Annotated in this window: 12 protein-coding genes; 11 read left to right on the forward strand and 1 reads right to left on the reverse strand. The window is 70.2% G+C overall.

Annotated features, from left to right (window positions below):
• Positions 1-18 precede the first annotated feature (18 nt).
• From VFK57_20310 to VFK57_20345, 8 genes are all read left to right on the forward strand, one after another.
• A complete protein-coding gene (locus tag VFK57_20310) occupies positions 19-2,544 on the forward strand; it encodes an ADOP family duplicated permease (GenBank protein HET7698069.1) in 2,526 nt (841 codons plus the stop codon).
• Complete coding sequence (locus tag VFK57_20315) at positions 2,541-3,401, forward strand: hypothetical protein (GenBank protein ID HET7698070.1); 861 nt, start codon at positions 2,541-2,543, stop codon at positions 3,399-3,401. Before VFK57_20310 ends, VFK57_20315 begins: the two co-directional genes overlap by 4 nt.
• On the forward strand, positions 3,401-5,236 hold the full coding sequence (locus VFK57_20320; protein ID HET7698071.1) for a carboxypeptidase-like regulatory domain-containing protein: 1,836 nt from the start codon (positions 3,401-3,403) through the stop codon (positions 5,234-5,236). Before VFK57_20315 ends, VFK57_20320 begins: the two co-directional genes overlap by 1 nt.
• Positions 5,233-6,954: a carboxypeptidase-like regulatory domain-containing protein gene (locus VFK57_20325; protein HET7698072.1), complete on the forward strand. Its 1,722-nt coding sequence runs from the start codon at positions 5,233-5,235 to the stop codon at positions 6,952-6,954. Before VFK57_20320 ends, VFK57_20325 begins: the two co-directional genes overlap by 4 nt.
• A 124-nt stretch (positions 6,955-7,078) precedes the next feature.
• Positions 7,079-10,087 carry a M14 family zinc carboxypeptidase gene (locus VFK57_20330; GenBank protein HET7698073.1) on the forward strand — a complete coding sequence of 1,003 codons (3,009 nt, stop codon included), beginning with the start codon at positions 7,079-7,081 and terminating at the stop codon, positions 10,085-10,087.
• 141 nt (positions 10,088-10,228) lie between these two features.
• The gene (locus VFK57_20335; protein HET7698074.1) at positions 10,229-11,197 is read left to right on the forward strand and encodes a metallophosphoesterase; all 969 of its coding nucleotides are present in this window, start codon (positions 10,229-10,231) and stop codon (positions 11,195-11,197) included.
• Positions 11,197-12,501, forward strand: a complete 1,305-nt coding sequence (locus VFK57_20340; GenBank protein HET7698075.1) for a porin — start codon at positions 11,197-11,199, stop codon at positions 12,499-12,501. The genes VFK57_20335 and VFK57_20340 overlap by 1 nt, the downstream gene beginning before the upstream one ends.
• Positions 12,502-12,508: 7 nt before the next feature.
• Entirely contained in the window at positions 12,509-13,708 is a 1,200-nt protein-coding gene (locus VFK57_20345; GenBank protein HET7698076.1) for a CotH kinase family protein, read from the forward strand.
• Here the strand turns inward: VFK57_20345 and VFK57_20350 are convergent.
• Positions 13,705-15,996, reverse strand: coding sequence for a fused MFS/spermidine synthase (locus VFK57_20350; GenBank protein HET7698077.1), 2,292 nt, complete (start codon positions 15,994-15,996; stop codon positions 13,705-13,707). The two genes, VFK57_20345 and VFK57_20350, sit on opposite strands and share 4 nt — an antisense overlap.
• 37 nt (positions 15,997-16,033) lie before the next feature.
• Between VFK57_20350 and VFK57_20355 the strand changes: the two genes are divergently transcribed.
• The 3 genes from VFK57_20355 (at position 16,034) to VFK57_20365 (ending at position 21,166) form a co-directional block, all read left to right on the forward strand.
• Entirely contained in the window at positions 16,034-16,882 is an 849-nt protein-coding gene (locus VFK57_20355; protein ID HET7698078.1) for a YitT family protein, read from the forward strand.
• Between the two features lie 238 nt (positions 16,883-17,120).
• Positions 17,121-18,971, forward strand: a complete 1,851-nt coding sequence (locus VFK57_20360; protein ID HET7698079.1) for a hypothetical protein — start codon at positions 17,121-17,123, stop codon at positions 18,969-18,971.
• On the forward strand, positions 18,971-21,166 hold the full coding sequence (locus VFK57_20365; GenBank protein HET7698080.1) for a carboxypeptidase-like regulatory domain-containing protein: 2,196 nt from the start codon (positions 18,971-18,973) through the stop codon (positions 21,164-21,166). Before VFK57_20360 ends, VFK57_20365 begins: the two co-directional genes overlap by 1 nt.
• The last annotated feature ends 37 nt before the right edge of the window (positions 21,167-21,203 follow it).

The raw sequence follows: 21,203 nt of genomic DNA on the forward strand, positions 1-21,203 counted from the left end.
CGCTGACGGAGGCGCGACATGCTTCAGGATCTGCGCTACACACTGCGGGCGATCGCCAAGCGCCCGTCCTTCGCGATCGGCACGATGCTGGTGCTGGGGCTCGCGGTCGGCGTGAACACGGCGGTGTTCAGCCTGCTGAACGCGATGCTCATGCGTCCGCTGCCCGTCGAGGCGCCGGGACGCCTCGCGTTCATCTATCACAGCGACGAGCGGCGCATGACCGGCTATCGCGCCTACCAGGAGCTTCGCGCCGGCACCGCCGATGTGTTTGCGGATCTCGCGGCGCGCGGCGGCGACGCGGCGCGCTTGCGGACCGATGGCGACGCCATTCCGCTGACCGGCGAGGCGGTCACTCCCAACTACTTCGACGTGATCGGCGTCGGCGCGGCGCTCGGCCGCACCTTCAGCGCCGCGGACGCGGCTCCCGGCGCCCCGCCGGTGGCGCTCATCAGCGACGGACTCTGGCGATCGCAGTTCGCCGCGGATCCCGACGTCATCGGCCGCAGGCTTCGCCTCGACGCCGGCAGTCCGTACTCGGGCGTGTACTCGGCGGCGCGGGACTACACCATCGCCGGCGTCCTGCCGCGCTCGTTCACCGGGACCGGCAACCCGTGGCAGCCCGCCCGCTACTGGGTGCTGATCGAGCAGCGCTTCGCGGATCTGCGCGCCGCGTGGGGCGATCGAATCCGCCTCGAAGACCGGCCCGCCGTGCCGATCGGGCGGCTCGCCCCCGGGATCACCCTGGCTCGGGCGCGCACCTCGGTCGAAGCGGCGGCGGCCGAGATCCTGCGCCGTTCGCCGGACCCGGTCGCGGCGGGACACACCTTCCGCACGCTCGCCGCGCGTCGCGTGACGCTGCCGTTCCAGGGCGCGTACTACATGGACATGCCGCGCATCACGGCAACCCTGACGGCGGTCGGCACGATCCTGCTGTTGATCGCCGGAGTCAACCTGGCCGGCATGCTGCTCGCCCGCGGCGTGGCGCGGCGGTCCGAGATTGCCATCCGGCTCAGCCTCGGCATCGGGCGCGCGCGCCTGCTGCGCCACCTGCTCGCCGAGAGCGTGCTGCTCGCACTGGGTGCCGGCGTGCTCGGACTGTTCGTCGCCAGGCTCGCCGTCCTCGCCGCGCTGCACGGCTTCCCCTCGCAGGTGCCGGGCGGCAGCGGCGTCACCATCGCCATCGACGTGCCGATCGATCGCCGCGTCGTGGCGTTCGCGTTCGCCAGCGGACTGGCGACCGCGCTGCTGACCGGGCTGGCGCCGGCCTGGCAGGCGCTGCGGATCGATCTGCTGGCGGCGCTCGGCGGCAGTGCGACGACGACCGGCCAGTCGCGATCGCGGCTGCGGCGGCTGGTGCTGATTCCGCAGATCGCGATGGCGCTCGTGCTGCTGCTCGTCACCGGCGTCTTCGTCCGGAGCATGCTGCGCGTCGAGCTCGCGCCGGCCGGTTTCGATCCCCGGCAGGTCGTCACCCTGGAAGTGCTGCTGCCGCAGCGCGCGATCGAGCCGCACGACGCACGGCGCGGGCAGTCGAAGGCGATGATCGCGCTCCAGGACAGGATCCTCGCGCGGCTCCGGTCCGTGGCCGGCGTCCGCAGCGCGGCGGTGGCGGGCGCGTCGTTCGACGGCCTTCCCCTCGCGCGCGGGACCACCTCGATCATTGCGCGATCCGATTACGAGACGACGCGGCAGTACCGGGGCGTGCGGCAGGGGTTCGTCTCGCCGGACTATTTCAGGACGCTCGGCATTCCGCTGCTGCGCGGGCGCGACTTCGACGCGCGGGAAGCGGCGGAGGACGCCTCGTCGGTCATCGTCTCCGAACGGTTCGCCAACGACGTCTGGCCCGGGCGCGACCCGATCGGCGAGCAGATCGCCACGCACTCGCCCGACAGCCCCTATCCGATTCGCTGGCGCACCGTGATCGGCGTGGCCGGATCGGTGACGCTGCCCTCCGAGGAATTCGCCTGGCCGGTCTTCTATTCGCCGATCGCGCGCGAGGCGCTGATGGGGACCACGTTCCTGATCGCCGGCGACGGGAATGCCGCCGAGCTGGGCGCCGCCGCGAGGGAGGCCGTCCGCGCGGTGGACGCGACGGTGCTGGTGACGCACGTGCGCCCGCTGGAGGACGTGGTCAGCGGTCTTCGCTATCCGCGGCGTTTCACCGCCGGGACGGTGGGCGCCTCGGGGATCACCGCGCTGCTGCTTGCCGCCATCGGCGTGTTCGCGCTGATGTCCTACGCGGTCGCGCAGCGCCTTGCCGAGATCGGCGTGCGGATGGTGCTCGGCGCCGGCAGGCGCGATGTCATTCGCCTCATCCTGCGCGACGGCGCGTCGGTGGCGCTGGGCGGCATCGGACTCGGCTTCGCGCTGGCGTTCGCGGCCATCCGCTACGCGTCGCACGCGATCGTGCCCCTGCCCGCGGCCGACGCCGCCACGTTCGTCGTCGTCCCGGTCGTACTCGCATCCGTCGTGCTGCTCGCCTGTTACATCCCTGCGCGGCGCGCCGCGTCCGTGGATCCGCTCATCGTCCTGCGCCAGCCATGATTTTCCGTACCTCTGGCGTGCTGCTCCTCGCGCTCGCGCTCGCGGCTCCCGGGCGCACCGCTGCCCAGCAGCGACCGCTGTCAGTGAAGGACGTGATGGCGCGAGTGGCGGCGTACGTCGAGGCCTACGGTGCGCGCACCTCGGTCGTGGTGGCGACCGAGCACTACTCGCAGCAATCGCGGCGCTACAAGGCCATGCCGGAGAAGCGGCAGCTGGGCGCCGACTTCGCAATCGTGAAGGTCGACGGCATGCGCGGCTGGCAGGGGTTCCGCGACGTGATCGAAGTGGACGGCACGCCGCTGCCCGACCGCAACGATCGTCTCGCCCGGCTGCTCACCCATTCCGGCGGCTACGACGAGGCGCGGCGGCTGCTCGCGGAGAGCGCGCGCTTCAACATCGGCCCCATCGAGCGCGACTTCAACGTGCCCACGACCACGCTCTTCTTCTTCACTCCGCAGAACCTCGACCGCTTCAGGTTCTCCGCGGTGACCGCGGGCGCCGACGGTATCTGGGAGATCGCCTTCCGCGAGACGGCGCGTCCGACATTGATCCGCACACCCCGCGGCCGCTCGATCGCGTCGAGCGGAACGCTGTGGGTGCACGCGGCCGACGGCACCGTCGTGCGCACGCGCCTCGAGGTCGAAGGGTTCGCGATGAGCTCGACCCTTGGCAACCGCTCGCGCGGCACCGGGAGCGTCGACGTCGTCTATCAGCGCGTGCCCGCGCTCGACATGTGGCTGCCCGCGTCGATGGACGAGGACTTCGAGATCCGCACCGGCGAGCACCGCGAGGGCATTTCGGGCCGCGCCTTGTACTCGAACTACCGGCAGTTCACGACCAGCGCGAGGATCAAGTGATGCCTGAGCCCGCGACACGCGTCGCGCGACTCGGCGCGCTCGCGGCGCTGACGGCCTTGGCGGTCGCGGCCGGCGCCCAGGAGCGGCCCGGCGAAGGGACGATCGCAGGGCGCGTGGTCGACGCGACGACCGGGCAACCGGTGAGCGCGGCAGTCGTAGCGGTCGCGGGATTCGCCTCCGGCGCCAATGCGCCCGCGTCCCGGATTCTGACGGACGGGGAGGGACGGTTCCTGCTCCGCGGCCTCAACCTGCCCGGCAACATCGACGTCATCGCGGCGAAGAGCGGGTACGCCGAGGGGGCGTACGGTCAGAACCGGCCGAACGGCTCGCGGCAGAACGTCGAGCTCACGGCCGCTCGCAAGACCGCCGACATCGTCATTCGCTTGTGGCGATACGCCGCGATTACCGGCACGGTCACCGACGAGGCCGGCGAGCCGCTCGTGCGGGTGCAGGTGCGCGCCGTGCAGCGGCGCGCGGGGATGGCGCGCGGATTCTCCGGCGCCGGCGGCGCGGCGATGACCGACGACCGCGGCGTGTATCGCATCAGCTCGCTTCTGCCGGGCGATTACATCGTCATTACCTCGCAGCCCGGTCTGTCGGCGCCGGCGGGCATCTTCGCCGACGTCGCCCGCACCGGACGGGCCAGCGGCGAGCTTGCCGCGCTCGTGGCGGGACGATCGATGGGCGAGCTCGCCGCGGGACTCAGTCTGCAGGGCGTGCGCGTCGGTGACGCGTTGTATGCCACCGGTCGCGGAACGGTCACGCCGCCGCCTCCGGCCGGCACACGAATGCAGATCTATCCGCCGACGTTCCACCCCGGTTCGACCGTCCCCTCGCAGGCGGCGATCGTCACTGTCGCGGCCGGCGAAGAGCGCGCGTCGATCGATCTTCATCTCACGCCGGTCACGACGCTGCGTGTGTCCGGCACGCTGATCGGCCCCTCCGGGCCGGCGGGAATGGTGCCGCTCCGCCTCACGCCGGGCAGCGTCGATCTGATCGCGCCGGAAGCGCTCACCGCCGTCGGTGTCACGGACGCGTCCGGCGCGTTCGTGTTTCCGGCCGTCGTGCCGGGCAGTTATGTGCTCAGAGCCGAACCGCGCGAGTCTCCGAACCAGACCTGGCTCGCGATGCCGCTGGCGGTGGGCGGGGACGACGTGGACGGGATCGTCGCGACCCTGCAGCCGCCGCTGCGAGTGACGGCGCGAACGCGGTTCGAGGGGAACGCCCCGCCCCCCTCGCTCACCCCGCCGCAGGGTCGAATGGTGACGCCCCTCTTTACGCTCGAGCCCGAAGATGGCGGCCCGGCCGTGCCACCAGGAGTGGCGGCGCTGAGCGCCAACGAGAGTCTGACGCTCACCGGGTTTCCGCCCGGACGCTACCGCGTGCGGGTGAACAACTCCCCGCCGGGGTGGATGTTCAAGGCGGCGATGCTCGACGGTGTCGACGTGTCGCTGAATTCGTTCGAATTCTCGCGCGACGTCGCGGATCTCCTGCTGGTGTTCACCGATCGCTGGAGCGGTGTCGGCGGGGTCGTCCAGGGGGCGTCCGCCGATCGCGCGGTCGTGATGCTGTTCCCGGCCGACAGCCGCGCCTGGGTCGACGCCGGGCCGAGCCCGCGTCGGTTGCGCACGGCCAGGGTGGACGCCAGGGGCTCCTTCGGTATGCGCTCGGTTCCCGCCGGCGACTACTACGTCGTCGCCATCCCTGACGAACAGGCAGGCGACTGGCGCGATCCGGCCGTCCTGGAGGCTCTGGCGCGGATCGCGACCCAGGTGACCGTCACCGAGGGAGAGCACAAGATGATCGACCTCGTGGTGAAGGAGATGCGGCAGTGATCGGCGCGGCGGCGGTTCTCGTGCTCCTCCTCGACGCGCAGCAGACGCCGGCGCCGCGGGATGCGCGCCCCGCCTCCGTCGCGCCGACCGGCCGGATCACCGGAGTGGTGGTGAGCGACGAGCCGCAGCCGCGTCCGCTGCGTCGCGCGCGCGTCGTTCTCAGCGGCGGCGGACTCGAGATGCCGTTGACGGCGATTACGGCCGATGACGGCGCCTTTGTTTTCGAGGCTTTGCCGGCGGGACGATTCACGATCACTGCGAGCAAGGACGCCTACGTCAGCATGGCGTACGGCGCGCGCCGCACCGGGCGGCCCGGGACCGGCGTCCAGATTGCCGCCGGCCAATCCGCAGCCGTGACGCTGCGCTTGCCGCGCGGCGCCGTGATCACCGGGACGATCCTCGACGTCGACGGACGGCCGGCCGCCGGGGTCTCTGTTTACGCGGTGTACCCGCGCCCCGGAACCGCCTTCACCGACCGGGTGTGGAGCACTGCCCCGGGAACTGCCGCCGCGGTCTCGGACGATCGCGGCGTGTACCGGATCTACGGTCTTGCCGCGGGCGAGTACCTCGTCTCGGCCATTCCTCAGGCGCGGTTTCCATTCACGAGCGGCCCGCCATCTCAGGAGATCCGCGTGATGCTGCGCGGCAACGCGGTGTCGCGGCCGATGACGCTCGCACCGGTGCTGCACCCGGGCGTTGCCGATGTGAGCCGCGCCGCGCGCGTGCTGGTCCGCGCAGGGGAGGAACGCGGCGGCATCGACGTGCAGCTGGAGTACGTGCCGCTCGCGACCGTCAGCGGCACGGTGGCGGCGCCTGCCGGATGGGCACCGGCGCGCGTGACGCTGTGGAGGACCGACGACACCGCGCAGCCGCCGGGCGGACCCGTGGTCAGCACGGACGAACAGGGGCGCTTCACCTTCCGCGGCGTGAGTCCGGGCAATTACCGCGTCGCCGCGCGCATCACCCAACTTCCCGGCAGCGGGCGGGGCGCACAATTGACCGGCGCGGTCTACTACGGCGCCGCGGACGTCGCGGTCGCCGGCGACGACGTCGACGGGCTGGCCTTGTCCCTGCAGCCGGGACTGACGCTCAGCGGCCGCATCGTCTTTGAAACCGATCGCGCGGCCGCTCCTGCGCTGCCGTTCCAGCTCAGGATCAACCCGCCCGCCTCGTTCAACAGCGCGGGCGGAAACTGGCCGATGCCGCCGGTCGTCATCGACGGCGCCACCTTCCGGATCGAAGGGCTCCTGCCGGGGCCGTATCGAATGTTCTCGGTTCCACAAGGAATCCGCGCGCCGATCGGATCGTGGTGGTTGAAGTCGATCTCCGCCGCAGGACGCGAACTGCTCGACACGCCGATCGCGCTGCTGCACAGCGTGGACGATGCGGTGGCGACGTTCACCGATCGCGCCAGCGAACTCGCGGGAACGGTGCGCGACCGGCAGGGCGCGTCCGTCCCCGACCTCTGGATCGTGGCGTACCCCGTCGACCGCAGCGGATGGTTCTTCAATTCCCGGCGCATCGCCGCCGCGCGTTCCGGACGGAACGGGGAGTGGAGTGTCCGCAACCTGCCCCCGGGCGAATACCGGGTGGCGGCCACCGACCTCGAGCAGAACGAATGGTTCGATCCGGCGGTGCTGGAACGGCTGCTGCCGGGCGCCACTCCGCTCCGCATCACCGGCCCCGAGAAATACACCGTGGACCTGGTTCTCCGCTGATCGGCCGTGCGCTGACCGCCGGCCGCACTCCGGATCCCCGATCCCTGATCCCTGATCCCTGATCCCTGATCCCTGATTCCCGATCCTGATATATTTCGCCGCGTCCTCATTTAAGGAGATCCCCATGCGAAAGTTCCTGGTCGCCGCGGCGCTGCTCGTCGCGGTGGTGTCGCTGCCGGCGCAGCAAGCGGTGCTCGAGACCCGCGATCCCGCGCAGCAGCAGGATGCCGACTTCGAGGAGTCGGTGAAGGAATGGACGACCCAGCCGTACTTCATCAGTCCGCTGGTCGATCACCTGCCGCTCGTCAAGGGGATCCCGACGCCGAAGTCGGTGCTCGGCTATCACATCGGCGCGCCGGCGAAGCTGACCTACTACGCCGACATCCTCAAGTACTACCGCGCGCTCGCGGCGGCGACGCCGCGGGTCAGGGTGGAGTCGATCGGCAAGAGTGACGAGGGTCGCGACCTCGTGGTGGTGTGGGTCTCGTCCGACGAGAACATCAAGAACCTGCAGAAGAACCGCGACAACCTCGCGCGCATCGCCGACCCGCGCGGCGCGACGCCCGACCAGATCAGGCAGCTGATCGCGACCACCAAGCCGCACTACCACTTCATGGGCGGGCTGCACAGCGGGGAGACCGGTCCGTCCGAGATGCTGATGGAGCTGACCTACCGGCTGGCGACGGAAACGTCGCCGCTCATCAAGCAGATCCGCGAGAACGTGATCGTGTCGATCACCCCGGTCGCGGACCCCGACGGGCGCGATCGGAACGTGGACTGGTTCTACAAGGGGCTCGACGAGCAGGAGAGCGCGCGCGCGGCGCAGGGGACGGCCCCGCAGGCGGCGCCGCCCGCGCCGGCCGCCGGCGGCGGGCGCGGCGGCGCGGCGCTGCCGTACTGGGGCAAGTACGTCTTCCACGACAACAACCGCGACATCAACCTCTCGCAGGTGTCGATGCGCGCGCTGGTCGACTGGTACTTCACTGCGTACCCGCCAATCATGCACGACCTGCACGAGGCGCAGCCGCTGCTCTACACCTACAGCGGCGGGCCGCCGCAGAACCCGAATCTCGATCCCATCCTGTTCACCGAGCTGCCGCTGTTCGCGAACTTCGAGCTCTCGCAGATGACGAAGTGGGGCATGCCGGGCGTCTACACGCACGCGTTCATGGACGGCTGGTCCCCCGGCTATCTGGGCTCCGTCGCCTACAACCACAACGGCATGATGCGGATGTACGAGACCCAGTCGGGGCGTGAGAGCGGACCCGGAGCCCAGGGCGCCGGCAGAGGCGCGGAGGGTGCCGGGAGAGGCGCCGAGGGTGCCGGCGGTGCACCGGCGGGTGCAGGCCGGGCCGGCCGGGGTGCTGGTGCCCGCGGTGGCGGCGGGGCGGAAGGTGTTCCCGCGGCGGCGGCAGCGCAGCCGCCGGCGGGTGCGGGACGCGCGGGTGGCGGGCGGGCGACCGTGCCGACCGGCCGCGGCGGCGGCCAGCCGCGCGAGTGGTACCGCGGACTCCCGGTCCCTCCGCCCGATGTGATCGCCAACTTCTCGCGCCGCAACAACACCAACTACATGCAGACCGGCGTGCTGTCGGGGCTGCAGATGACCTCGATGATCCCGAATCTGGTGATCGAGAACTTCTATCGCAAGACGCAGAACTCGATCGACGCCGGGAAGAAAGACGCGCCGTTCGGCTACGTGATTCCGTTGAACGCCAGGGGGGACATGACGCGCGCCGTCACCCTGGTGAACATCCTGCGCGCGCAGCGCATCGAGGTGGGCACGGCGAACGCCGAGGTGAAGATCGGCGAAGACACCTTTCCCGCCGGTTCCTATGTCATCAAGCGCGATCAGCCGTACGGTCGTCTGGCCAAGAACCTGCTCGAGCGGCAGAACTATCCCGACCCGAACCTCACCACCTACGACGACAGCGGCTGGACGATGGGGCTGGCGACCAGGGTGGACGTGAAGGAGATCAAGGACAAGGGGATCCTGGACGTGGCGGTGACGCCGGTGAAACAGGCGGCGGTGAAAGGACGCGTCGCGGGCACCGGCGGCGCCGGACTCGCCGTCGCGCACTACGGCTCGAACAACATGATCGCGTTTCGCTACAAGCTGCGGAACGTGCCGATGCGGATTGCCGAGAAGAGCTTCACCGCCGACGGCGTCGAGTTCCCCGCGGGCTCGTTCGTGATCGCCGCCGGAGCCGACATGGCCGCCGTGCGCGCCGCCGTGGAGCAGCTGGGGCTCACCGCCGCGGCGCTGTCGTCCGCGCCGGCGGTGGCGATGCACGACGCCGATCTGCCGCGGGTCGCCATCTATTCATCGTGGAACGGCACCCAGGAAATCGGCTGGTACCGGCACGCGTTCGATCAGTTCGGCATTCCCTTCGAGCTGATCTTCAAGGAGCGCGTGAAACAGGGCAATCTGCGCGCCGCGTACGACGTCATCCTCATGCCGACGCAGCAGGCGAACCGGCAGGCGGTGTTCGCGCCGCCCGCGGCGCGGCCGGTCCCATACGTGAAGACGGACAAGTTCAGGTTCCTCGGCGACTACGGTTCGTCGCCCGACATCACCGGCGGGATGGGGGGCGAAGGCGTGGACGCGTTCGCCAGGTTCCTCGAAGCCGGCGGCACCTTGATTTGTACGGGCAACGCGGTTCAGTTCCCCACCGAGCTCGGGTTCGCGCGCACCGTCAGCGCTTCGGATTCGACCAGCAGCGCGTTCTATGCCCCGCGCCCGCTGATCAACGCCGAGGTCGTGAAGCCGGAGCATCCCGTGTTCTACGGCTATACCGACCGGATCATGCCGGTGAAGTATCTCGGCGGGCCGCTGATGTCGGTCGGCCAGGCCGATCAGGCGGCGGTGCTGGCGCGGTATCCCGGCGGGGAAGCCAACGTGCTGAGCGGCCTGATGCGCGGCGCCGACGAAATCGCCGGACGCCCCTTCGCGATCGACGTGCCCGGCGGCTACACCGGCAAGGGGCGCATCGTCCTCTTCTCGAACAACCCGATTTACCGCTGGCAGAACCACGCCGAGTTCAACCTCGTGTTCAACACCCTCATGAACTGGAACGACATGGGGCCGGCGGCGGCGGCCGGCACCCGCGCCACGTCCTCCAGCGGGGGGCGCTGAGATCGGGCTGTGATCGGCCGGGCGGCGCACGGCAAAAGGGGCCGATCGGGGTGAATCCGCCCCGGCGGCCCCCAGATGCGTTACTCTGTACTCTCTCGCCCACAATCGACCGGGGAGTCCGCAACCGGAGCTGACCGCGCCGTGAACTTCGATCCCGTGTCCGCCGCCTCCGTGCCTCGCGCCGCCGCGACCGGGCATCCTGTGCCGCGACGCCCGTTTCGCGCCGCCGCGACGGCTGTCGCCGCGGCCGCGATGCTGTTGGCCGCCTGCAGCGGCGGCAGCTCCACGCCGGGACCGGGGCCGACCCCGCCGCCCCCCCCGCCGCCGGTGACCACCGCGACCCTGCTTGCGGCCGGCGACATCGGCGAGTGCGGCTACGGCGCGCTCGATACGGGCCGGTTGATCGACGGGCTGTCCGGGACGCTGCTCGCGCTCGGCGACCTCGCGTACATGCACGGCAGCGCCGCGAATTTCCGCGACTGCTACGACCCCGCGTGGGGGCGGCACATGGACCGCACCCGGCCGGTGCCCGGGAACCACGACTACGAGACCCCGGGGGCGGCGGGGTATTTCGACTACTTCGGCGGGCTCGCCGGGAACCGCGGCCAGGGCTACTACTCCTATTCCGCCGGTCCGTGGCGCGTGATCGCTCTGAACAGCGAGATCTCGATGGCCGCCGGATCGCCGCAGGTGCAATGGCTGCGCGACGAGCTCCAGGCGAATCGGACGCAATGCACCCTGGCTTATTGGCACCGGCCGTTGTACAGTTCCGGCCCTAACGGCAACAACCTCGACACCCGGGTGCTCTGGTCGACGCTGATCGAGTTCGGCGCCGAAATCGTGCTGAACGGCCACGACCACATGTATGAGCGCTTCGAGCGGCAGGACGACCAGGCGCGCCCCGACCCGGTGAACGGGCTTCGGCAGTTCACGGTCGGCACGGGCGGAGCGCACCTCACCAATCCCGGTCCCCCGAAACCGAACAGCGCCGCGCGCTCCGCCGCGTCGTACGGCGTGCTGCAGCTCACGCTCAACCCGACTTCCTATTCCTGGGAATTCATACCGGCCAACAACGCCTTCCGCGACAGCGGGGCGGGAACCTGCCGCTGATGCTGACGTCGGCCGCGCTGGTGCTGGTTCTGATGCGCGCCGCGCCGCCGCCCCCGAGTCCCGCGCCGCCAGCCGGGCGCGCGGACCAGCAGCAGGACGCGAAACCCAGGAAGCCCGACAAACCGAAGCCGGTGTTCAAGCTCGGGGACGAGCATCCCGAGTTCGATCTCGGCAAGGGCAGCCGGATCGAATTGCGCGCGCGCTTCGCGGCGGATCGCAGCGGCTCGGACGCGTCGACGGCGGATCCCGCCGAGGTGTCGACGATCGATCTCGGCAAGCGCCGCATCGGCGTGTCGGGCGAGATCCGGAACGCGTTCGAGTTCCAGGTCGAAGCGGAGCTGGACGACGACGATCCCTGGCGGGACGTGTACGGCGACTTCAAGTACTTCGGCTTCGCCCGGGTGCGCGGCGGCAAGTTCAAGATCCCGTTCAGCCTCGACGAGAACACCGGCGCGAGCCGGCTCGACTTCATGTACCGCTCGCTGGCGGCCACGCATCTGGCGCCGGGCCGGGATCGCGGCGTGATGGTGCACGGCCGCGTCGCGAAGGAGCGGCTGCGCTACGAGGCGGGCGTGTTCGAGCACGATGGCAAGAACGCGCGGACGAACAATCCGGCGAAGGTGTTCGGCGGCCAGACGCTCGCGGCGCGCGCCGCCGTCGAACCGCTTCGCAACACCAAGGACGCGGTCGGCGACCTGTCGTTCGCCGTCGCGTACTCGCGCAGCGACGTCCCGGAAGGGATCTCCGGACTGCGCGGGCAGACGGTGCTGCAGCAGAGCTTCTTCACCGGCGCCGACTACATCGTGAATGGCCAGCGCCGCCGGCTCGGTGTCGAGATGGCGTTCCTTCCCGGCCCCGCCTCGGTGAAGATGGAATGGATGCGCGTCGAGACCGAGCGGCTGGGCGAGAGCGTCGAGGACGGCGACCTGTCGCCGATCGTCGGCGACGGCTGGTACGTGAGCGGTACCTACGCCCTCACCGGAGAGAAGAAGTCGCGCGTGCAGCGGCCGCGCAAGCCGCTGTTCCAGGGGGGCTTCGGCGCGGTGGAGGTCGGTGCCCGCATCGAGAGCCTGCGGTTCAGGAGCGGCGTCTCGGGCGAGACACCGTCCACCAGCCCGCGCGCCGACGTGATCGTAGGCAACCGCAATCAGGTGACGACGCTCGGGGTGAACTGGTACATCAACCGGTTCGTCAAGATCCAGGCGAACTTCATCCGCGAGAAGCTCGACGATCCGGCCCAGGGGCCGCTGCCGTCGAAGGCGAGCTTCAACACCAAAGCGATCCGGTTCCAGTTTGCGCTGTGAGGCCAGTATGATCGCGCGCCGCGCTCTCGGAAACGTGCTCATCGCCGCGCTGCTGGCCGGCGCCGTGCCGGCGTCGGCGCAGACCGCGGCCGATCTGTTCGACGTCAACACCATCCAGGAGATCCGGCTGTCGGTGAACAGCCGCGACCTGCGCACGCTGCGCGAGCGGTTCGCGGAGAACGCCTACTACACCGCAGATCTGACCTGGCGGAACATCCGCGTGCGGAACGTCGGCATCCGCTCGCGCGGCCTGGGCAGCCGCAACGGCACCAAGCTCGGCCTGCGGGTCGACATGGCGCACTACACGACCGGCCAGACCCTGGTCGGTCTGTCGACGATCGTGCTCGACAACCTGTGGCAGGACGACGCGATGATCCGCGAGCGGCTCGCGTTCACGATGTTCGAGCGTCTCGGCGTGCCCGCGCCGCGCGAGTCGTTCTGCCGGCTCTACATCAACAACGAGTACCAGGGCCTGTACGCGGTCACCGAAGAGATCGACGGCGACTTCGCGCGCCGCGTCACCGGCGAGACCGACGGCACGATGTTCGAGTATCACTACGTCCGCGAGTGGCGCTTCGAGGATCTCGGCGACATCTCCGCCTACAAACCGCTGTTCGAGCCGCGCACGCATCGGCTCGACGCCGACGGCGCGCTGTACACGCCGATCCAGAATCTCATCCGCGAGGTCAACGGGCCCGACGACGCCGTCTGGCGCGAGCGCGTCGAGCAATACATCGATCTCAACCAGTTCGTCACGCACGCCGCGGTCGAATCGTTCATCGCCGAGAACGACGGGCTGCTCGGGTATGCCGGGATGAACAACTTCTATCTCTACCGGCAGCAGGGCACCAGCAAGCACCGTCTCTTCCCCTGGGACAAGGACAACGCCTTCCTGTTCATCGACGGGCCGGTCGCGACCACCGACGCCAACGTGCTGTTCCGGCGCGCCATGGGCCATGCCGACCTGCGCGAGGTTTATCTGTCCACCGTGGAGCAGGCGGCGCGGATCGCCGCCGCCGACGGCTTCCTCGCCGCCGAGATCGAGCGGCTGGCGGCGCAGATCTTCGACGCCGCCCGCGCCGATACGCGCAAGCAGTTCTCGAACGAGCGGTTCGACGAAGCGGTGGAGTTCATGCGCCAGTTCGCCGCGCGGCGCCCCGCGCTCGTGCTCGACGAAGTCGCGCGGATCCGCCGCAGCGGGTTCTAGCGGCCGCCGGCGCCGCGATACCGCACGCCGAACTCGTCCCGCGGAAAGAGATCCTCGTTCAACCCCTCGGTTGGCGCCGTGTCGGCGCCGCTCAGCACTTGCGGAGGCGTATCCAGGTACCGCGCCAGCAGGGCGTTGATGTTCACGCCGGCGCGGAGGTAATGGTCCTGGACCGCTCGGGACGCCAGCCGCGCCCGGACCTTCGCGGCGTCGAACTCGATCGGCGCCGTGCTCCCGATCAGGATGTCGCCGAAGTTGAGCGCATGTGGAAACACCTGCACGAACGTGTCGACGATCCGCGGCGTGGGCGCCCACGACACCGCGAGCCCGCCCGGCGACAGCCGCGATCGCACGAGCGTGAAGTAGCCGGTCGAATACAGATTGCCGGAATACGCGCTCGCCGGCCGAAGCGCGTCCGCTTCGATGATGTCGAAGGTGCGCCCGGCGTTCATCAGATACGCGCGTCCATCCCCGGCGACGTGTTCGATGCGCGGATCCGACAGCAGCGCGGCGAGCCCGCCGTATTGCGTGCGGCGGTGCCATTCGGCCAGGGTCGTCAGCTGGGGACGAATGATCTCGATGCAGGTGATCCGCGTCAGTTCCTGGCGGCCGGCCACGGCATGGACGGTGTCCCCCGATCCGAGTCCGATCAGCGCCGCTTCGCGCGGCTGCGGGTGCACGAACGCCGGCAGCGCGCCGAGCACCGTATGAATGTCCCCGTAGGGAATCCAGCTCTGGCCGATGCCGTTGACGAAGACCACGGCGCTCCGGCCGTCCGCCTTCAGCGCCGACACGCCTGACGCATCCTCGCCGACGACCAGCCGCTGAGGCACCGTCCCATGGAGCCGCGCCCACAGGCGCGCGCCGCCCGGCAGGGCGGTCGCGAGGATCACACCGGCGAGCCCGGCGCCTGCCGCCAGCACCGGCGTGACGCCGCGCCGCGGCAGCGACAGGACGGCGAGCGCCAGGAACATTCCGCCCGTCACCGCGAGCATCCGCAGCGAGCCCGCCGACCCGAGATAGGTCAGCGCGATCCATCCAGTCAGCACCGCGCCGAGCGTGCTGCCGGCGATGTTCGCGAGCATCACGGTGCCGACCAGGCGCCCGATATGCGCGAGGTCGGACACGACGATGCGCTGGATCAAGGGGAAGCTGGCGCCCATCGCCACGGTCGCCGGGCCGATCAGGATCGCGGGCATCAGCAGGTAGAGACGCACGAACTGCGCCCGGTCTCGCGCACTCTCGTTGCCGAAGAAGTTCGCGGCGGCGGCGGCCGCGTCGAACGGCTCGTAGCTCGCGAAGTAGGCCAGCAGCGCCGAGAGCGCCGGAGCCGTTCCGAGGCCGCTCGTGAGGGCGAGGATCGCCCCGCCCGCATAGAGCGCCACGAACGCCTGCAGCAGCAGGAAGGACAGCGCCGGACGCCGCACCCGCCGCAGCATCGCGCTTCCGATCGCGGCGCCCAGTCCCAGACCGGCAAGGTAGATCGCGAGCAGCGTGCCGAACGTGAACGCCGACGACTTGACCATCACGCCGAGCAGGCGGAACCACACGATCTCCAGCGACAGGGCCTGGAAGCCGGCGATGCCGTAGAGCACGGCCCAGGTGCGGAACCCCCAGGGCGGCGGCTCCGGCGCAGGCGCGCCGCGCTCGGTCGAGGCGGCGGACGCGCGTGCTTCCGGCACGGCGGCCGCGCGCCGCCGCGTCAGCCCCAGCGCCGCGGCTGCGGCCAGCGCGTTCAGCGACGCCGCGATCCACAGGCTGCCGGCCAGGCCTGCGGATGGAAAGAGGATCCACGTGGTCGCGAATGCGCCGGTCGCGGCGCCGAGCGTGTTCAGCCCGTAGAGCACGCCGATACGCGCCGGCGCCCCAGCCAGCGTCGACGTCACCGCCCGTGCCAGCAGCGGCAGCGACATGCCCATCCAGAACGTCGGCCAGGCGAGCGCGCCGAACACGACGATCGCGACCGCGAGCGGACTGAGCGCGAGCCCGCCGAGCGTCAGATACATCCAGTCGTAGAACAGGTAGCGGCTCGCGGCGCCGAACAGCCCCACCGCCGCCTCCGCGGCGGCGAACAGCCACAGGCACTGCGCGCGGCTCAGCCGATCGGCGACGTGGCCGCCGGCGAGGCTGCCGGCGCCGAGGCCGGCCATGAACGCGCCCACGATCACCGTCGTCGAGTAGACGTCGGCGCCGATCGGCAGGACCAGCATCCGCTGCCACACCACCTGGTAGACGAGCGCCGCGAATCCGGACAAGAAGAACGCGAGTGCGGCAAGTAGGATCGGCATGCGAGCGGCGCCTGACGATTCTACGTTAGGATCCCGCATGCATTCGCTGCGCCGGGAGGCCCTCAACACCGTGCTGATCGCCGGCGGCATCATGTCGGCGGCGATGGGGTTGAAGGGATTCCTGTTCCCCAGCAACTTCATCGACGGCGGCGTCACCGGCATCTCGATGCTGCTCTCCAAGGTGACGCGCGTGCCGCTGGCGTTGTGGCTGCCCATCGTCAACCTGCCGTTCGTGATCGTCGGCTACCGCCATCTCGGCGTCGCCTTCGCGGTGCGCAGCACGCTGGCGATCCTCGGGCTCGCCGCCGCGCTCGGCACGATCCAGTTCCCGGACGTGACCCACGATCACCTGTTGACCGCCGTGTTCGGTGGCGCATTCCTGGGCGCCGGCATCGGGCTGGCGGTGCGCGGCGGCGCGGTGCTCGACGGCACCGAGATCGCGGCGCTGTTGATCGGCAAGCGCAGCTCGATCCTGAAGGTCGGCGACGTGATCCTCGGGTTCAACGTCGTGCTGTTCATCGTCGCGATGAGCGTGCTCGGAGTGGAGCCGGCGCTCTATTCGATCCTCACCTACGTGTCGGCGGCGCGGACGGTGGACTTCATCCTGCACGGCATCGAGGAGTTCATCGCCGTGACGATCATGTCCGGCTCGCCGCAGCCGATCCGGGCGGCGATTCTCGACGAGATGGGGCGCGGCGTCACGATCTACCGCGCCAGCGGCGGCAAGACCGGCGAAGATCGCGAGATCCTCTACTGCGTCGTCACCCGGCTGGAGATCGGCCGGGTCATGCGCATCGTCGAGTCGGTCGATCCCTCCGCGTTCGTGGTGCAGCACCCGCTCTCCGACGTGCGCGGCGGGGTGGTGCACCGCCACGCGATGCACTGACACCACGCGAATCCCTCGTCCCTGATCGCTGATCCCGGATCGCTCATCCCGAATCCTTGGATCCCGAATCCTGCATCACAAATCCGTCATTCGGGATCCGTCAACGCGGGATTCGAGGATTCGAGGATCCGCGATTCGGGATTCGGGATCAGGGATGAGGGATAAGGGATTCGCGTGTGGGTTCGCGTTTGCAGTCCGCCCGCTACGCCCAGGCGTCTGATCTGGCGAGGAGGCGGACATGCTTCGACTGACATTGATAGGCCTGCTGAGTGCGCTGCTGGCACAGGACGCGCCGCGTGCCGACGGATGGGTGGTGCTGCCCATCGAGGAGTACAAGGCGCTGCGGACGCGGGCGTTTCCGGTGCCGCCGGATCCGCCGCCGCCTCCACTCGACGCGGCGTTGACGCGGGTCGACTACGACCTGCGCCTCACCGGCGATACCGTGAGCGGGCAGGCACGGCTCACCGTCGACGTGCTCAAGCAGGGCTGGGCGAGCATTCACGTGCCGTCCGGCATGCTGGTGCGAGACGCGCGCATCGACGGCAAGCCGACGGCGCTGGTGGAAGGCACGCCGCCGCGCGTGCTGATTTCGCGTCCCGGGCGCTCCACGCTGACGCTCGACATCGTCGTGCCGCTGACCGCCGGCGCCGGTACGGAGTCGATCTCGTTGCCGGCCGCCTCGTCTGCGCTCTCGGCGGTGACGCTCGCGGTGCCGCGCACCGGCGTGGCGCTCACCGCGAGCGGCGGCTTCATTGCCGAACAGAGCGAAACGGGCAGCGGAAGCCGCTGGGTGGTCTACGGGAACCCGGGCAAGCCGCTGACGTTCAGCTGGAAGCGGCGCGCCGACGATCGGCGCAGCGCGCTGCCGCTGCGGACGCGCGCGCGCGTGACGCAGCTGGTCTCGCTCGGCGAAGACGCCACGCAGATCACGTCCAGCATTCAGTTCGAGATCACGCAAGGGCAGGCGCGCGAAGCCGCGATCGCGCTGCCCGGCGATCTGATCGTCAACCACGTGTCGGGCCCGACGCTGGCCGACTGGAACGTCGATCGCAACCGTCTCACCGTCACGTTTCTCGAGCCGGTCACCACGCAGACGTCGATCGTGATCGGCGCGGAAGTGAAGGCGCCGCGGCAGGGATCGATCGCGATTCCTCTCGTCCGCGTGCCGGCCGCCGAGCGCGAAACCGGCGGGGTCGCGATCGACGTCGTCGGCGCCGGAGAGATCGGCGACCGCGATCCGCGCGGCCTGGACGCCGCGGATCCCACGGATCTCGGCGACATCGTCGCCGGACGCGAGTCGCCGTCGATGGTCGCGTTCAAGTTCCATCCCCTGCCGGGATCCGGGGCGCGATCGCTCACCGTCGAGGTGACGCGATACGCCTCGAAGGCGGTGCTCGTCGCCAACGTCGAGGAAGCGCGCTACGACGCGCTGCTCGGAGAAGACGGCAAGGTCCTGGTCCGCGCGCGCTACGCCGTCCGCAACAACCAGCGCAGCTTCCTGGCCGTCGCGCTCCCGGCGCAGTCGACGCTGTGGAGCGCCGCGCTCGCCGGACGTCCCGTCAGGCCCGGCATGGGGCCGAACGGCAGCGTGCTGCTGCCGTTGAAGAAGGGACGATCGAGCGAAGAGGCGCCGTCGTTCATCGTCGAACTGATGTACCTGCAGCGCGCGGCGTCATGGATCGAGCGCGGCGAGGCGCGTGTGACCCTGCCTGCGGTCGACCTGCCGGTGTCGCGCACCGGCCTGACGCTCCATCACTCGCCGCGGTATGCCGTCGAACCCCGTCCCGGATCGTTCCGCGTCGAGCCCGACACCGGCCCATGGGCCACGGTGTTCCATGCCGCCGGGGAACTGGCGGAGCCGACGGCCGTGACTCAGAAAGCCAGCGAGGCGGCCGCCGATCGCGCGGACGATCTGAGGCTGCTCGTCGATCGCTTCCGGAAGGAGGCCGGACGCACCGCGCCGGGGGTCATTCCCATCGCCATTACATTCCCGGCGCTCGGTCCATCCGTCTTTCTCGCCGCCGAGTTGACGCCGGAAATGCAGGCGCCCGCACTGGACGTGCGGTATCGCAAGACTGGAGGCCACTGATGTACCGCGCCATCACGTTCGCGATGGCGGCCGTGACGGTCGCGGCTGCGGCGTTCGCTCAGACGCCGCCCGCCGGCGTACCCGGCACGGTGACGCTGACGCGCACCGAATACGATCGGCTCCTCGATCTGTCGACCCGCCGGCCCGGCGGGCCGGAGACCGCGCCGGTTTCAGCGGCGCTCGCGCGCGCCGACGTCCGCGCCCGCGTCGAAGGGACGACGGCGCGATCGATGGTCCGGCTGGACGGCGAAGTGCTCCGCGCCGGCATCGCCAGTGTGCCGTTGATCAAGAACGCGACCGTGCTCGACGCGCGCCTCGACAACCGTCCGCTGCCGCTGGTGTCGCAGGGAGGCGCGCACGTCGGGCTCATCGCCGGCCCGGGGCCGTTCACGGCGACGCTCGAAATCGGCGCTCCGCTGGCGTTTCAGCCCGGGCGCGCGTCATTCCTGCTCCCGGCTCCGATGTCGGGCAGCGCCGTGGCGACGATCGACGTGCCCGGCGAGCAGGCGGACGTGCACCTGTCCAGCGGCCTGATTCTCGGCCGGCGCGCGACGAACGGCCGCACGATCGTCGACGCGACGCTCACGCCCGGCGTGACGACGGAAGTGTGGTGGTCGACGCACGACTATGCCGCGAGTGCAGGCGCCCGGGACCTCCGGATGCTCGCGGACGTGAAGTCCATCGTCAGCCTCGGCGACGCCGACATTCGCCTGATCTCGCTGGTCAACGTCACCGTGGTGCAGGGGGAGCCCGAGCGGATCGCGGTGGCGATCCCGGCGGGATACGAGGTCACGAGCGCGACCGGTCCATCGCTGGAACGGACGGAGCCCGGCCAGGGAACGGTCACGCTTTTCGTCGCGGATCCCGGCTTGCGGCGGCACCAGTTCCTGATCAGCCTCGAGCGTCCGCATGGGGGCGGCTCGTTCAAGCTGGACACCGGACTTCCGACGATCGCGGCCGCGCAGCGTGAAACCGGCGAAGTCGCGATCGAGGGGCTCGGGCCCATGGAGGTGACGTCGCCCGAGATGCCGGGGCTGCGGCGTATCGACGTCCGCGAGCTGGACCCTGCATTGGCGTCGGTGGCGCGGCAATCGCTGCTCGCGGCGTACCGCTACCAGCGAGCCGCCGACGAACCGGTCTCGCTCGCCCTCGACGTGCGGCGGTTCGCCGACGCGGCCGTGCTGTCGGCCGTCGCGGAACGCGGCGTCGCGACCACGCTGGTGACGCCGGAGGGGCGGGCGCTCACCGAGATCACGCTGTACCTGCGCAATCGCGCGCAGGCCTACATGAAGGTGTCGCTGCCGCCGGGCGCGGCGATCGTGTCGGCGGAAGTGGAAGGCGCGGCGGCCAGGCCCGCCGAAGGGATCGACGGGGCGCGTGTGCCGCTGCTGCGTCCGGGATTCCGGCCGTCCGGTCTCTACATCGTGTCGTTCGTCTACCAGCACTCGGGCGCGCCGTTCCTGAAGAAGGGGGACATGCGCATGGAACTGGCGAAGATGGACGTGCCGGTGAACGTTCTCGAGTGGGAGCTGTTCCTGCCCGATCGCTTCCGCGCCGATCGCTTCGCCGGGAACACGATCGCGCTCGCGCATCTGCCCGGCGGCGTCCTCGCGCCGGTGTCGGCGGCGGTCTCGATCTCGGGATCCGGCGGCGGCTCCGGCGGCGGCGTCGGCATGTCGTTCGCGATCGCGCCGCTGCCGCAGCCGGATCGCGGGCAGATGAACGGCCGAATCGTCGACGAACGCGGCGCCGTGCTGCCGGGCGTCACGGTCGTCATCGAGGGGGCCGGTCAGAAACAGGAAGCGACGACGGCGAGTGATGGGTCGTTTCTGGTCACGGGTGTGCCGTCCGGCGCGATCACGGTCACCGCGGAACTGTCCGGGTTCGTCACCCAGCGCCGCGGGGTGCAGTTCGATCAGCACGGGGTGCAGTTGAACTTCGTGATGCGGCTGAGCGCGCTGTCCGAGACGGTCCAGGTGATGGCGGAGTCGGCGGCAGTGCAGTCGGGACGCCGCGACGAACGCCCGTCCGTCGTCCAGGCGCCGTCGGCGAACGTCCAGAACCTGCAGCGGCGCGCCGCCGGTGTGCTGCCGGTGCGAATGGACGTGCCGCGCTCGGGCACGTCGCACCGCTTCGTGCGGCCGCTGGTGATCGACGAGGCGACGACCGTCACGTTCCGCTACAAGCGCCGCTGACGTCCCGGGTCCCGGTGCCAGGTCTGCGAACGGGCGC

The sequence above is a fragment of the Vicinamibacterales bacterium genome (assembly GCA_035699745.1).
Lineage (GTDB): Bacteria > Acidobacteriota > Vicinamibacteria > Vicinamibacterales > 2-12-FULL-66-21 > JAICSD01.